The organism is Nesterenkonia aurantiaca, assembly GCF_004364585.1.
GTDB lineage: Bacteria > Actinomycetota > Actinomycetes > Actinomycetales > Micrococcaceae > Nesterenkonia > Nesterenkonia aurantiaca.
This window is the reverse complement of sequence record NZ_SOAN01000004.1, coordinates 238,605-252,471: the sequence shown is the minus strand read 5'-3', so window position 1 is coordinate 252,471 and position 13,867 is coordinate 238,605. Positions and strand designations below refer to the sequence as shown.

Below are 13,867 nucleotides of genomic sequence, written 5' to 3'. Positions count from 1 at the left end.
TTGGACACTCCCCATAGAATGGAGACCATGAATTCTTCGGGCCCAGACCGCCGCGCGCGCGAGGCGCAGCGGCGGGAGCCACGCGCTGCCACGGCAGCCCGCACCCCGAAGGCCGGTCAGTCCGGGGGACCGTTCTCCTCCGAGGACCCGCAGCGGATGATCTCCACCGGTCCCAGCCGGGCCAAGCCCCGCCGAGACGAGGCCGAGGAGAACTTCACCGCGGTCCATGACCCCGAAGGCGTCCGGCTGCAGAAGGTCCTGGCCCAGGCCGGCGTCGCCTCCCGGCGGGTCTGCGAGGCCTTGATCTCCGAGGGCCGGGTCGCGGTGGACGGCAAGGTCATCATCGAACCCGGCATCCGCGTGCGGCCCGAGAACGTGACCATCCATGTTGACGGCGTGCGGATCCAGCTCAGCGTGGAACACCAGTACGTGATGTTCAACAAGCCCACCGGCGTGGTCACCACCATGTCCGACCCGCACGGTCGCCCCTGCATCAATGACTACCTCACCGAGGAGATGCAGGCCGCCCGGCTCTTCCACGTCGGCCGCCTCGACGCCGAGACCGAGGGCCTGCTGCTGCTGACCAACGACGGCGAGCTGGCCAATAAGCTCACCCACCCCTCCTACGAGGTGCCCAAGACCTACGTGGTCGAGGTCGCCGGACCGGTGTACAAAGAGGTCGGCAAGAAGCTGCGCGCCGGGATCGAGCTGGAGGACGGGCCCATTGCGGTGGACGACTACCGGCAGCTGGGCAGCGACGGCCGCCGCACCATGATCCAGGTGACCCTGCACTCTGGACGCAACCGGATCGTGCGCCGGATCTTCGATCACGTCGGACACCCGGTGCTGCGCCTGGTGCGCACCGCGCTGGGCGAGATCACCATCGGCAACCAGCAGCAGGGCACCGTGCGCCCGCTGGGCCGGCTCGAGCTCGGCCACCTGCTCGAGCTGACCAGCCGCGACGCCACCGGCAGTGACGCCAGCGGCAGCGGCGCAGACACTAGCGGCAGCGACTCCAGCAGCAGCGACTCATCCGGCAGCCAGGCCGGCGAAAGCGGCGGCAGCGACGCAGACACACCCGACACCGGGGACGGCCCGCGATGAACCTGCTCACCGCCACACCGGACAGCGTGCGTCAGACCCCGACCGTGCTGATCCGCGGCACCGGGCTGCTCGGCACCAGCATCGGGCTCGGCCTGCGCGCCGACGGGCACCAGGTGCTGCTCTCGGACCCCTCTGCCACCGCACAGGCCATCGCCGCCGACATCGGCGCCGGCATCATCCTGGAGCAGGCCCCTGAGGGGAGCGACCCGGAGATCGTCATCGTCGCCGCACCCCCGGAGGCCACCGCTGCGGAGGTCGCGGCCGCGCTGATCCGGTTCCCCGACGCCGTCGTGCTCGACATCGCCTCCACCAAGTCCGAGATCCTCAGCCTGCTGCTGCACCGCACGCAGGACGAAGCCTCCGCGCTGACCCGGGCTGATCTGGGTCGCTATGTGGGCACCCACCCGATGGCGGGCCGGGAGAAGTCCGGGCCTGTAGCCGCGCGCGGTGAGCTCTTCACCTCGATGCCCTGGGTGATCTGCCCCGCGGTGGACCCGGTCACCGGAGACCAGCTCTCTGCCCCCGAGGCCGTGAAATGGGCCGGCGAGGTGGGACGCCGGCTCGGCGCCACGGTGCACCAGATGGACCCTGCCCGGCACGACGAATCCGTGGCGCTGATCTCACACCTGCCGCAGATCGCTGCCTCCCTGGTGGCCTCCCGGCTGCAGGACGCACCGGTCTCGGCGCTCGCGCTGGCCGGCAACGGGCTGCGCGACGTCACCCGGATCGCGGCCTCCGACCCAGGGCTGTGGGTGCAGATCCTCTCCTCCAACGCCCGTCCGGTGGTGGAGATCCTCTACGGACTCCGCGCCGACATGGAACGACTGATCAGCACCCTGGAGGCCCCGCGCGCTCCGGGCGGGCAGGCCGACATCGCCCAGCTGATCGCCGAGGGCAACTCCGGAGTCACCCGGGTGCCCGGCAAGCACGGCGCCCCACCGCAGTCCTTCACGGTGCTCACCGTGATCGTGGACGACAAGCCCGGACAGATCGCCGCGGTGCTCAATGACGTGGCCACCGTCGGGGTCAACGTCGAAGACCTCCGCATGGAGCACTCCGCCGGCCACCAGGTCGGCATGGTGGAGCTCTCCGTGCTGCCTGGACGGCGTGATGAGCTCGCCGAAGCCATGACGGAATTTGGATGGAAGGTAGTGCTCTCGTGAGTCAAAGACAGCGCCTGATCATTGCAGTGGACGGACCCTCGGGGTCCGGGAAGTCCAGCGTCTGCCGTGCGGTGGCCGGCCGGCTCGGCGCGGCCTACCTGGACACCGGAGCGATGTACCGCGCCGCCACCTGGTACTGCCTGGCCCAAGGGATAGACCTGGCCGACGAGCGGGCGGTGGCTGTGGCCGTGGGGGAGCTGCCGCTGACCATCTCCACCGACCCCGATCACCAGACCATCACCGTCGGGCAGAGCGATGTCACCGCGGCGATCCGCGAGACCCGGATCTCCGAGCGGGTCTCTGAGATCGCGACCAACCGCCCGGCCCGTGCGCTGCTGATCGCCGCTCAGCGCCGGATCATCGACGACTCCGGCTTCATCGTGGCCGAGGGTCGCGACATCACCACTGTGGTGGCCCCTGACGCGCAGGTGCGCGTGCTGCTCACCGCCTCCGCGGAGGCCCGGCTGCGCCGCCGTGGCCTGCAGCTGGGCGGCACTGAGACCGCCGAGGCGCTGCACCGCCAGGTGATCGCCCGCGACGCCCGCGACTCCACCGCGTCGAACTTCACCGAGGCAGCCGACGGCGTCGCCGTGCTGGACTCCTCGGACCTGACCTTTCAGGAGACCATCGACGCGCTGATCCAGCGCGTGGAACAGGCCTCCGACGAACCACTCTCGATCCCATCTGCAGGAGCATCCCGTGGCGAATCACGCTGAGAACAACCCCTCCGAGTCCCCGGAATACATTCCGGCCGTCGAGGACGACCGGTTGGCCGAACGACTGGCCTCCATCACCGAGGAGGAGGCCGAGGCGCGCGCCGCCGCGCTGCGCGCCGGACTCTCCGACTATGAGCTGGCCGAGGAAGACGCCGCCCTCCTGGACTATGACGAGGACGACGAGGACTACGAGCCCTATGTCGCGGCCCCGCCGGCCCTGGCCGTGATCGGGCGCCCCAACGTGGGCAAGTCCACGCTGGTCAACCGGATCACCCGCTCCAAGGAGGCCGTGGTCGAAGACGTGCCCGGCGTGACCCGCGACCGGGTCTCCTATGACGCGGAGTGGAACGGCAAGGACTTCACCCTGGTCGACACCGGCGGCTGGGAGCAGGACGCCCGCGGGATGCACAAGCGAGTCGCAGAACAGGCCGAGATGGCCGTGGACGAGGCCGACGCCGTGATCTTCGTGGTCGACGGACTCGTCGGGGCTACCGCCGTGGACGAAGCCGTGGTGCGGATGCTGCGGCGCAAGAAGAAGCCGGTGCTGCTGGTGGCCAACAAGGTCGACGCGCCCTCGCACATGAGCGAGGTCTACGCGCTCTGGAACCTCGGACTCGGCGAGCCCTATCCGGTCTCGGCGCTGCACGGCACCGGCACCGGTGACCTGCTCGACGCCGCCGTGAAGGCGCTCCCGGAGTTCGCCGAGCATGGCGGGATGATCCCCACCGGCGGTCCGCGCCGCGTGGCGCTGGTGGGGCGGCCCAATGTGGGCAAGTCCTCGCTGTTGAACAAGCTGGCAGGCTCCGAGCGCGTGGTCGTGGACTCCGTGGCCGGCACCACCATGGACCCGGTGGATGAGTTCATCGAGCTCGGCGGAGAGACCTGGCGCTTCGTGGACACCGCCGGCATCCGGCGTCGTCAGCACATGGCCTCAGGCTCCGAGTACTACGCGATGCTGCGCACCCAGCGCGCCCTGGACAAGGCCGAGGTCGCCGTGGTGCTGCTCTCGGTGGAGGAGCCGGTCTCCGAGCAGGATGTGCGGATCATCCAGATGGCCGTGGACTCCGGTCGCGCCCTGGTGGTGGCCTACAACAAATGGGACCTGATGGACGAGGAGCGCCGCTACTACCTCGAACGTGAAGTCACCCGAGACCTGGCGCACATCGCCTGGGCCCCGCGGGTCAACGTGTCCGCACTGACCGGCTGGCACAAGGACAAGCTCGCACCGGCGCTGGACACCGCGCTGACCAGCTGGGGCCGACGCATCTCCACCGGACGGCTCAACGCCTTCCTCGGCGAACTGGTCGCGGCCCATCCGCACCCGGTCCGCGGCGGCAAGCAGCCCCGGATCCTCTTCGCCACCCAGCCCTCCACAAAGCCCCCGCGCTTCGTGCTCTTCACCACCGGCTTCCTGGACCCGGGATACCGGCGCTACATCACCCGCCGGCTGCGTGAGACCTTCGACTTCACCGGCTCACCGATCGAGGTCTCCATGCGCGTGCGCGAGAAGCGCAAGCGCAAGTAGGCCGCGGCGTCCCGCAGGCCTAGCCTGCGGGGAGCACCGGACTTTGGACGAGGTCGCCCGATACTGGATCGCTCAGTACAGGGCGGCCTCGACGTCGCTGGTGATGCTGCTGATCGCGGTCCAGTCCGATCCCTCGGACATGATGGAGAGCACGTAGCTGCCCTGTGGGTGCCGCACGATCGCGGTGTCGTTGAGGTAGCCGTCGATGAAGCCCACCTTGTTCAGCACCGTTCCGGCGCTTCCGGCGCCGATGCCCTCGCGGAAGATGTTGGACTCCAGCGCGCCCAGCAGGCGTGATCGGCTTGCTTCGCTGATCTCCAGCGCACCGGACTCCAACCGGGTCATGAACGCGGTGAGGTCGTTGGCGGAGGTGCGCGCATAGGCCGGGATGAAGTCCGTGGCCGGGCCGCCGGTCTCCGCGGCGATGTCACGCAGTCCTTCCCAGCCGAGCTCCTCGCGGAAGTCATCGGCGCAGGGGTTGTCGCTGACCGAGAGCATATCGGCGAAGCAGGTGGCGCGATCGCGACCGCCGTCGATCGGGTCCGCCCAGTCCAGCTCCCCGGATTCGACTCGATCAAGGATCCCGTACGCGACGAAGACCTTGTAGGTGCTGGCGCTGACCCGGGATTCTCCGCCTGCGGTGGAACCGGTGCGGCCCTGGCCGCCCAGCTCTGCCACGCTGATCGAGATGTCGCCAGGGTAGTGGGCGGCGAGCTCCTCCAGGTAGTCGTCGAGATCACCGGTGAAGCTGGGGGCATCGGCCGGAGCCTCGGGTCTGACCGGCTCGGACTCATCAGGGGATGGTTCTTCGGGGGAGGGAGCGCTCGGAGCGGGATCCTCTTCAATCCCATCCTCTTCAAGGATGTCCTCTGCCCCGGCGTCTTCTGCACCAGCATCTTCCTCGCCGGCGCCTTCTTCGGCAGAGCCCTCCGGAGCGGGCTCGGCGGGGGTGTCCTGTTCCGTCGGCGCCTCAGCCTCGGCGTCGTCCTCACGCTCTTCGGTCCAGCCGTCCTGATCCCGAGCCGCCTCCTGTGCCGCCTGATCCTCCAGGCGCTGCCGCTCGATCTCCGCCTCGGCCTCGGCTTGTTCCGCCGCAAGCCGCGCCTCTTCGGCGGCAAGCTCCTCCTGGTGCTGCTGGTGCGCCGCCTCCAGGGCAGACGCGCCCTCGGCCGCCGCTGTCCGCTGGGACTCCCTGGCGCTCTTCACCTCCGCGGCGAGCGCCGGCAGCGGCGCCGCGTCCTCCCCGTCCTGCTCGGCCTGCTCGGTCGGTTCAGCCTGTTCGGCCTGCTCGGCGAGCGCCGGCTCGGCGGCTGCCTCCTGCGCCGGGGCGGGGTGGAAGACGGCAGGGCTGCAGGCGGTCATCAGGAGCGTGGCAGTGACAAGCCCCAGGGCTCGGTGCCCGAGGCGGCGCCGAGTGGGCCTGCCTCCCTGTCCACGATGGGGAAGGTGTTCGCGGGGAAGCATGGGGCTGATCGTATCCACGCATCATCGTCTGATCTGGGATTTCCGTGGTAGTCCTCGGGTCACGGTTCGGCAACCGGCGCAGCAGGCCCGGGACGCGACAAAGGCCGGGCGCTGGCTCAGGTCGCGCGGAACGGCGATGCTGCGCGGTGCGCCGAGGCCTGTTCCCGCTGCTGAGCCGTCAGTCGCAGCAGCGTCTTTGTGCCGGTGTCGAAGAAGGCCAGTTGGGTCTCGGCGATCACGCACCGGCTGCCGTCCACCCCGTCGCGGATCTCATAGGCCAGGGTCAGCCCCGCACCCTTGAGCTGGGTCACCCAGACATCGATCCGCGCGGGGACATCTCGATACTCCAGGCTGGCCAGGTAGCGCACCCGGTGTTCGACGACGAGCGCCTGAGCCTCGCGGGGGAGCTCGTTGAACAGCGGCGCCAATGGTTCCCCAACGGGGCTGCCGGTATGCGCCGGTGCTCCGAAAGCTCGGATGCGCGCCTCTTCGAGGAGCCGCAGCACCTCGACATTGTTGATGTGGCCATAGGCGTCCATATCGCCCCAGCGCAGCGGCACCTGGGTGCGCAGCCGCGGGCCGGTGTCATCTAGAGCAGGCGCGATCATGCCCGCCAGCCTAACCTGAGCGTGTCACCGGAGGAGCGGCGTGCGCCTCATCCGCGCGAGACTCGGCCGCGCAGCGCCCCGAAGGCCAGCGTGAAGCTCACCGAGCCCACAATGAGGATCGCCAGCAGCCCTGGCCACAGGTCCGCCCAGACCCAGCCCTCGGAGATCAGCGAACGCAGCGTTGCCAGCAGATAGGTGATCGGGTTGTAGTCCGCGATGGCCGCGAGCCAGCCGGTCAGTGCCTCCTGGGGCAGGAAGGAGGTGGTCAGGAAGGCGAAGGGAAAGAACAGCAGGAAGGAGGAGTTCACCGCGGCCGGGCTTCCGGTGCGCAGCGCGATGGCATAGGGGAACCCGGTGAACGCCAGGCCCCAGAGCCCTCCGATGAGCACGAAGGCGAGGACGCCGGAGACTCCCGTGGCGAACTCCACCCCGACGAAGAAGCCCAGGATCAGCACCGGCACACACAGGGCCATCACCAGCACCAGATCCGCGACCATCAGGCCCAGCAGCAGGGCGGTGCGGCTCATCGGTGTCAGCAGCAACCGGTCGAAGTAGCCGCTGCTGATATCGGTCACCAGGTCGCTCGCCCGGGAGACGCCGGTGACGGCGAAGACGATGGCCACCGGAAGCTGGAACGCTCGGAAGTCGGCCACGCCGATGCCTTCTGCCACGGGTTCCAGGGCGCCGATGTTCACCACGAAGAAGAACAGCGGGATGATCAGCGCAGGGATCACCGCGGCGGGATCTCGGGGGATGGCGCGCAGCGCCCTGTAGGAGACGGAGCTGAGGTCGCGCAGAAACCCGGCGCTCTTGGGTTCGATCCGGGTGGCTGGGGGCGTGATCGTGCTGGTGGACGAGTTCACTGGGGCTCCTGGAGATTCTGTGCCGCCGAGGCGCTGGCCATGAACGCGCTGGGGTCGGTGATGTGCTCCCCGGTCACGGAGAGGAAGACATCATCGAGCGAGGGTCGACGCAGGGACAGCTCCATGACCTGCGTGTCAGGGACCTGGGCCAGCGCGACGGCGATCGGGCTGATCGCCGAGGGGCCGTCGATGACGCTCAGGGTCAGCGTCGGCCCGTTGACCTCGACGCGTTCCACAAGCTCCAGCGACTCCAGGGCCCGCCCGGCGTCGGTCGCGTCCCCGGTGACGGTGACGATCACGACATCGGTGCCGATGGTGCGTTTGAGCTGGGCCGGGGTTCCTTCGGCGACCAGCTTGCCCTTGTTGATGATCCCCACCCGGTCCGCCAGCTCGTCGGCCTCTTCCAGGTACTGGGTGGTGAGGAAGACGGTCATTCCCAGCTCCTGGTTGAGTCTGCGCACCTCCTGCCACACCTTCGCCCGGCTCACCGGGTCCAGGCCGGTGGTGGGTTCGTCCAGGAACAGGACCTGCGGGTCATGGACCAGGGCGAGCGCGAGATCCAGCCGCCGCTTCATGCCCCCGGAGTAGGTGCCGATCCGGCGATCGAGTGCGGAGCCGATGTCGACGAGTTTGGTGAGCTGATCCACCCGAGCCTTGGTGGCCTTGGCCGTGAGCCCATAGAACCGGCCCTGCAGCGCGAGCATCTCCGCGCCGGTCTGCTTATCGTCCAGCGCAGCCTCCTGCAGGGCCACCCCGGCGCGGAGCCGCACCTCGCCGGGCTGGGACGCGACGTCGTAGCCGGCCACGGTGGCTCGACCGGCCGAGGGGGTGAGCAGGGTGCACAAGATCCGGGTCAGCGTGGACTTCCCCGCCCCGTTCGGCCCCAGGAACCCGTAGATCTCACTGGCCTTGACCTCGAGGCTGACGCCGTCTACCGCGCGCAGGTCCCCGAACCGGCGCTCCACGCCCTCCGCGCTGATAGCGATCTGACTCTGCGACATGGCGGCTCCCTATGAGGGTGTGAAGCAAAACGTGCCAGCGGTGGCTCACACCTGCGCCAGGCGCCCAGATCTCCGGGTGGACTCAGAATAGGAGCGCGAGCAGGGCACGGCAAGGCCCGTGGATCTGGAGATCTGGCCGGCTCGAGGAACCGGCGAGAATCGCCGGTGTGAGGATGGTCCTTGAAATAGTTGCATGGTGTGACCCTATACTGAGTGTGATCTGTATCACCAAGATACAAAATCAGATGAGCTGTATGAGGGAAAAGGCGTGCAGACTATGACAGCTAAAAATCGAAACCGCAGGTCCCGGACCGGTGTGGTGGGGCTCATTGCGGCCGGCTCGCTGCTGGCCACCAGCTGTGGCGGGGGCGACGCCGCCGGTGACGCGGGCGTAGATGCCGGCGAGCGTGACCTGGCGGCCATGGCTGACTTCGGGGCTGGGGACAGCTTCGTGGCCACCGAGCCCCTGGAGCTCTCGGTGCTCTACCGCAACAACCCCGACCATGGGTTGGACGACGAGTGGATGTTCTTCGAACACCTCGAGGAGAACCACAATGTATCGCTCTCGATCGTGGATGCGCCGCTGAGCGACTTCGAACAGCGGAGATCCCTGGTGATCGGTGCCGGAGACATGCCCGATTTCGTCCCGGTGACCTATCCCGGTCAGGAGGTGCCCTACATCTCTGGCGGGGCGCTGCTGCCGGTGAGCGATTATCTGGATCACATGCCCAACTTCACCGAGAAGCTCGACGCCTGGGATCTTCGTGAGGACTATGAGGCGCTCTACCAGGAGGACGGAAACGCCTACATCCTGCCTGGTCTGCTGGAGGATCCCTTCCAGCACTTCTCGCTGGTGGTCCGAGGTGACATCTGGGATGAGATGGGATTCGAGGAGCCCGAGACCTGGGAAGAGTTCGCGGACCAGCTGCGCGAGGTCAAGGAGGAGTACCCGGATTCGGTCCCGTACTCGGATCGCTGGGAGCTGCAGAGCACGCTGAACTTCGCCTCGGCGAACTTCAACACCGTGGCCGGCTGGGGCTACGGCGATGGCATCTACTTCGACCATGAGGCCGAAGAGTTCATCTACGCCGGAGCCTCCGATGAGTACCGCGAGCTCCTGGAGTTCTTCGCCGGCCTCCTCGAGGAGGGCCTGATGGACTCAGAGACCCTGACGCAGGATGATCGCATGGCCGAGCAGAAGTTCTCCTCCGGGAGCTCGCTGGCCATCGCGGGCAATGACGAGTCCACCCAGATCTACACCCGCGGATTCGATGAGCTCGGCACCGAGGGTGCCGAGGCGCGGCTCATCCCGATCCCCGGCGGCGAGGACGGGGACTTCGTTCACAGCGGAGCACGCTTCGACAGCGGGCTCGCCATCTCCTCCTCCATCGCGGAGGACGATGACTTCCTTGCCAAGCTGCAGTTCATCGACTGGCTGTACTACTCGGACGAGGGCCTGGAGTACGCCACCTGGGGCGTGGAGGGCGAGACCTACACGCTCAACGCCGATGGTGAACGCGAGCTGGACTCGAACATCGACCTCAACAGCCTGAACCCCGAGGCCGAGGAGCACCTGGTGCGGGACTACGGCTTCTCCAACCAGCCGTTCCTCCACGCGGTGGGTTCCACCACCGAGCTGGTGCACTCGACCTTCCGCCCGCATGTGGTCGAGTGGCAGGAGAAGATGCATGACAAGGAGGAGCTCCCGGTGACCCCGCCCTATCCGTTCACCGATCTCGAGCTGGAGCAGGCTGGCCTGCTGCAGACCACGCTGACGGACCATGTGCAGACCGCCTCCTCCCAGTTCATCCTGGGTCAGCGGTCCTTCGAGGACTGGGACGCCTATCTCGCCGAGCTGGAGAACCTGAACATGCAGCAGCTCGTGGACCTGGCGAATGAGGCCTATGAGCGGGCGCAGTGACCCTGAACGGTCGCGGCGTTAGCCTCCCGTAGCTGGGAGGGCGTGAAAAAGGGAAAGCCTCAAACCATCTGATGGTTTGAGGCTTTCCCTTTATGTGGTCGGGCTAGCGGGATTTGAACCCACGACCTTCCGTCCCCCAGACGGACGCGCTACCAAGCTGCGCTATAGCCCGAAATTCTTCCTGCAAACTCGCCGGAAGCACCAGGAAAGTCTACCGCATGATCCGGCTCAAGCGCGCATCGGGCTCAGCGCCCGGTGCTGCATCGAGTCCGAGAACAGGTGCGTGACCTGCAACGGCAGAGTCTGGCGGGTGGGACGCGGACGCATCTGCACCCCACCCACCAGACTCGTGCCTGCGGATCGATCAGCCCTTCGTGCTCTTCCGAGCCGAGCCCCAGATGTCGATGCCGCCGTCGACGGCGTGCTCATCGATCGCCTTCAGCTCTTCGGTGCTGAACGAGCGCTTCTCCAACGCGGCCAGGTTGGACTTGAGCTGCTCGGGCCGGCTGGCGCCGATCACCAGGGAGCTCACGCGGTCATCGCGCAGCGCCCAGGCCAGCGCCATCTGCGCCAGGCTCTGGCCGCGGTTCGAAGCGATCTCGTTGAGCGAGCGGATGTGTCCGAGGTTCTCTTCGGTCAGGAAGTCATCGCGGAACGAGCCCTTGGTCGCTGCGCGGGAGTCCGAGGGCACCCCGTCGAGATACTTATCGGTCAGCATGCCCTGGGCCAGTGCACTGAAGCCGATGACCCCGGCCCCGACCTCTTCGACGGCGTCGAGCAGGCCTTCGGTCTCGATCCAGCGGTTGAGCATCGAGTAGGAGGGCTGGTGGATCAGCAGCGGGGTTCCGAGGTCCTTCAAGATCGCGGCCGCCTTGATGGTGTCTTCCGCCGAGTAGGAGGAGATCCCGGCGTAGAGCGCCTTGCCGGAACGGACCGCCGCGTCCAGGGCGGACATGGTCTCCTCGAGGGGAGTGTCGGCGTCGGGGCGGTGGGAGTAGAAGATGTCCACGTAATCCAGTCCCATGCGGCTCAGTGACTGGTCCAGGCTGGTCAGCAGGTGCTTGCGGCTGCCGGAGGGGCCACCATAGGGGCCGGGCCACATGGTCCAGCCGGCCTTGGTGGAGATGACCAGCTCATCGCGCAGCCCGGCGAAGTCCTCGCGCAGGATCCGTCCGAAGTTGATCTCCGCCGAGCCTGGGGGAGGCCCGTAGTTGTTGGCCAGATCGAAGTGGGTGATCCCATGGTCGAAGGCCAGGTGGATGATCTCGCGCTGGTTCTCCAGGGCGAAGTCGTCACCGAAGTTGTGCCAGAGCCCCAGAGAGAGAGGCGGCAGCACCAGCCCGGAGCGGCCCACGCGGCGGTACTCCGCGTTCTCGTAACGGTCTTCTGCGGGAACGTACATGGTGACTCCTGGAGATCAAAGTGTCAGTGGTGGAAACATCTGGCAGGCCCGCCGGTGGAGACAGCAGGTCGGCCCTTGATCACCTTACGCCTGCGTGGGGGGCTCTTCAGCCCGGCAGCGCCGCTGCGGCGCGGGCCAGGTCCTCGGCGGTCACGGAGTCCCCGAAGCTGAACCGCACGGCCGTCTGGGCGATCTCCTCCGAGTACCCCATGGCCTTCAAAGCGGGGCTCGGCTCACTGGAGCCCGCGGCGCAGGCCGAGCCGGAGGAGCAGAAGATTCCCTGCCGCTCCAGGTCGAGCAGCACCGACTCTCCGCTGCGCCCGGGCAGCACGAAGGACGCGTGTCCGGCCAGCCGCCGGGTGCGATGCCCGGTCAGCTGCGCGCCGGGCACCCGGGCGAGGACCTCGTCGATGAACCCATCGCGACGTCGCGCGATCTCCGCCACGTCAGTCTCTGCGGCCAGTCGCAGCGCCGTCGCCATCCCAACCGCTCCGGCCACGTTCTCGGTGCCCGAACGCAGGTCCCGCTGCTGACCGCCGCCGTGGATCAGCGGTTCGAACGGCGTCCGACGGCGCAGGTAGAGCACGCCGGTGCCCTTAGGTGTGCCGAGCTTGTGCCCGGCCAGGCTCATCGCACTGACCCCGAGAGCTTGCACGTCCAGGGACAGGGTCCCGGCGGCCTGGACCGCATCGGTGTGGAAGGGAACTCGGTGTTCGGCGCAGAGGGCCGACAGTGCGGCGACGTCTTGGACTGTGCCGACCTCGTTGTTCGCGTAATGAACCGAGACCAGCGTCGTCTCGGGGCGCAGCCTCGCGGCCAGCGCGGCGGGGCTGACCACGCCGTCGGCGTCCACCGGAACTGTCTCCACCTCATAGCCCAACCGGCCCAGCCAGGCGGCAGACTCGCTGACGGCCGGATGCTCCAGCGCGGAGACCAGCACATGGCGTCCCCGGGGGTCGGCGAGCGCGATGCCCTTGATAGCCGCATTGTCGGATTCGGTACCGCCGGAGGTGAAGATGATCTCGGCCGGTCGCGCGTTCAGGTGCCCGGCGACCTCGGCGCGCGCGGCCTCCAGCGCTCGGGACGCGGCGGCCCCTGGTTCGTGGACGCTGGAGGGGTTTGCATAACCGGTCAGGTGCGGCCACATGGCCTCCAGCACCTCGCGTTTGACCGGCGAGGCGGCGGACTCGTCGAGGTAGAGCATCAGCCCGAGGTTCCCGGCCCGCCTACGATCAGACCGTCCATGTCCAGCCCGAGGTCCAGGGCACGGGCGCCCTGGGTGAGCGCCCCTACGCTGATCAGGTCCACTCCGGTGCCGGCGATCGCAGCGATGCTCTCCAGCGTCACCCCGCCGGAGGCCTCCACCAGAGCGGCGCCGTTGATCTGCGCCACTCCGCGGTGCAGGTCTGCAAGGGTGAAGTTGTCCAACATGATGGTGTCGGCCCCGCCGGCGAGCACCGGGGCGATCTGTTCGATCCGATCCACCTCGACTTCGATGTGGGTGGTGTGCGGCAGGCGCTCGCGGGCGGTGAGGATCGCTTCGGTCAGCGCCTCGGGGGAGTCGCCCAGCACGGCCAGGTGGTTGTCCTTGGCCATCACCGCGTCGGAGAGTGAGAATCGGTGGTTGTGCCCGCCCCCGCAGCGCACCGCGTGGCGCTCCAGCGCGCGCAGCCCCGGCGTGGTCTTGCGGGTATCGGTGACCCGCACACCGGTGCCGGCGACGGCCGCCACATACTGACTCGTCAGCGTGGCCACCCCGGAGAGACGCTGGATCAGGTTCAACGCGACCCGCTCGGCGCCGAAGATCGCCCGTGCCGGGCCCTGCACGGTGGCCAGGACATCCCCAGGGCCGAACCGTGCGCCGTCGTCGTTCTGAAGACGCACGAGGACGGCGGGATCCAGCGCGGCGAAGGTGCGGGCGAAGACCTCGCCGCCCGCCAGGATGCCGGGCTCCCGCGCCACCAGTTCGGCGCGCGCGGTGGCGTCGGCGGGGACGAATGCGGTGCTGGTGAGGTCCCCGAACGGAAGGTCTTCGGCCAGGGCCAGGGTGATGACCGCGTCGATCTCGCGGGTGGAGAGCTGGGTGTCCACTGGGTCCTT

At 68.1% G+C, this 13,867-nt stretch carries 12 protein-coding genes and 1 tRNA gene; 5 read left to right on the top strand and 8 right to left on the bottom strand.

The annotated features are described in order from the left end of the window. Positions 1 to 27 precede the first annotated feature (27 nt). Genes EV640_RS07120 through der form a run of 4 tightly spaced genes read left to right on the top strand, consistent with a single transcriptional unit; the run spans position 28 to position 4,508 of the window. Positions 28 to 1,104, top strand: a complete 1,077-nt coding sequence (locus EV640_RS07120; protein WP_235181074.1) for a pseudouridine synthase — start codon at positions 28 to 30, stop codon at positions 1,102 to 1,104. Beyond that, positions 1,101 to 2,267: a prephenate dehydrogenase gene (locus tag EV640_RS07115; protein ID WP_051501323.1), complete on the top strand. Its 1,167-nt coding sequence runs from the start codon at positions 1,101 to 1,103 to the stop codon at positions 2,265 to 2,267. The genes EV640_RS07120 and EV640_RS07115 overlap by 4 nt, the downstream gene beginning before the upstream one ends. Beyond that, positions 2,246 to 2,983 carry a (d)CMP kinase gene (gene cmk, locus EV640_RS07110; RefSeq protein ID WP_051501322.1) on the top strand — a complete coding sequence of 246 codons (738 nt, stop codon included), beginning with the start codon at positions 2,246 to 2,248 and terminating at the stop codon, positions 2,981 to 2,983. The genes EV640_RS07115 and cmk overlap by 22 nt, the downstream gene beginning before the upstream one ends. A gap of 28 nt (positions 2,984 to 3,011) precedes the next feature. Continuing rightward, positions 3,012 to 4,508: a ribosome biogenesis GTPase Der gene (gene der / locus EV640_RS07105; protein ID WP_235181080.1), complete on the top strand. Its 1,497-nt coding sequence runs from the start codon at positions 3,012 to 3,014 to the stop codon at positions 4,506 to 4,508. Between the two features lie 72 nt (positions 4,509 to 4,580). On the opposite strand, the gene EV640_RS07100 is transcribed toward der, so the two are convergent. From EV640_RS07100 to EV640_RS07085, 4 genes are all read right to left on the bottom strand, one after another. Beyond that, positions 4,581 to 5,870, bottom strand: coding sequence for a serine hydrolase (locus tag EV640_RS07100; RefSeq protein ID WP_036476495.1), 1,290 nt, complete (start codon positions 5,868 to 5,870; stop codon positions 4,581 to 4,583). Between the two features lie 218 nt (positions 5,871 to 6,088). Continuing rightward, positions 6,089 to 6,580, bottom strand: coding sequence for an acyl-CoA thioesterase (locus EV640_RS07095; protein WP_051501321.1), 492 nt, complete (start codon positions 6,578 to 6,580; stop codon positions 6,089 to 6,091). Between the two features lie 47 nt (positions 6,581 to 6,627). Further along, the gene (locus tag EV640_RS07090; RefSeq protein ID WP_051501320.1) at positions 6,628 to 7,443 is read right to left on the bottom strand and encodes an ABC transporter permease; all 816 of its coding nucleotides are present in this window, start codon (positions 7,441 to 7,443) and stop codon (positions 6,628 to 6,630) included. After that, complete coding sequence (locus tag EV640_RS07085; protein WP_051501319.1) at positions 7,440 to 8,444, bottom strand: ATP-binding cassette domain-containing protein; 1,005 nt, start codon at positions 8,442 to 8,444, stop codon at positions 7,440 to 7,442. The genes EV640_RS07090 and EV640_RS07085 overlap by 4 nt, the downstream gene beginning before the upstream one ends. A gap of 277 nt (positions 8,445 to 8,721) precedes the next feature. Between EV640_RS07085 and EV640_RS07080 the strand changes: the two genes are divergently transcribed. Further along, positions 8,722 to 10,365 carry an ABC transporter substrate-binding protein gene (locus tag EV640_RS07080; RefSeq protein WP_036476493.1) on the top strand — a complete coding sequence of 548 codons (1,644 nt, stop codon included), beginning with the start codon at positions 8,722 to 8,724 and terminating at the stop codon, positions 10,363 to 10,365. Positions 10,366 to 10,460: 95 nt separating this feature from the next. Here the strand turns inward: EV640_RS07080 and EV640_RS07075 are convergent. From EV640_RS07075 to nadC, 4 genes are all read right to left on the bottom strand, one after another. Continuing rightward, positions 10,461 to 10,537 (bottom strand) — tRNA-Pro (locus EV640_RS07075). Between the two features lie 192 nt (positions 10,538 to 10,729). Beyond that, complete coding sequence (gene mgrA / locus EV640_RS07070) at positions 10,730 to 11,767, bottom strand: L-glyceraldehyde 3-phosphate reductase (RefSeq protein WP_036476492.1); 1,038 nt, start codon at positions 11,765 to 11,767, stop codon at positions 10,730 to 10,732. A gap of 106 nt (positions 11,768 to 11,873) precedes the next feature. Continuing rightward, positions 11,874 to 12,971, bottom strand: a complete 1,098-nt coding sequence (locus tag EV640_RS07065; RefSeq protein WP_036476490.1) for a cysteine desulfurase family protein — start codon at positions 12,969 to 12,971, stop codon at positions 11,874 to 11,876. Then, positions 12,971 to 13,858: a carboxylating nicotinate-nucleotide diphosphorylase gene (nadC, locus tag EV640_RS07060; protein WP_133726147.1), complete on the bottom strand. Its 888-nt coding sequence runs from the start codon at positions 13,856 to 13,858 to the stop codon at positions 12,971 to 12,973. Before nadC ends, EV640_RS07065 begins: the two co-directional genes overlap by 1 nt. Between the last annotated feature and the right edge of the window lie 9 nt (positions 13,859 to 13,867).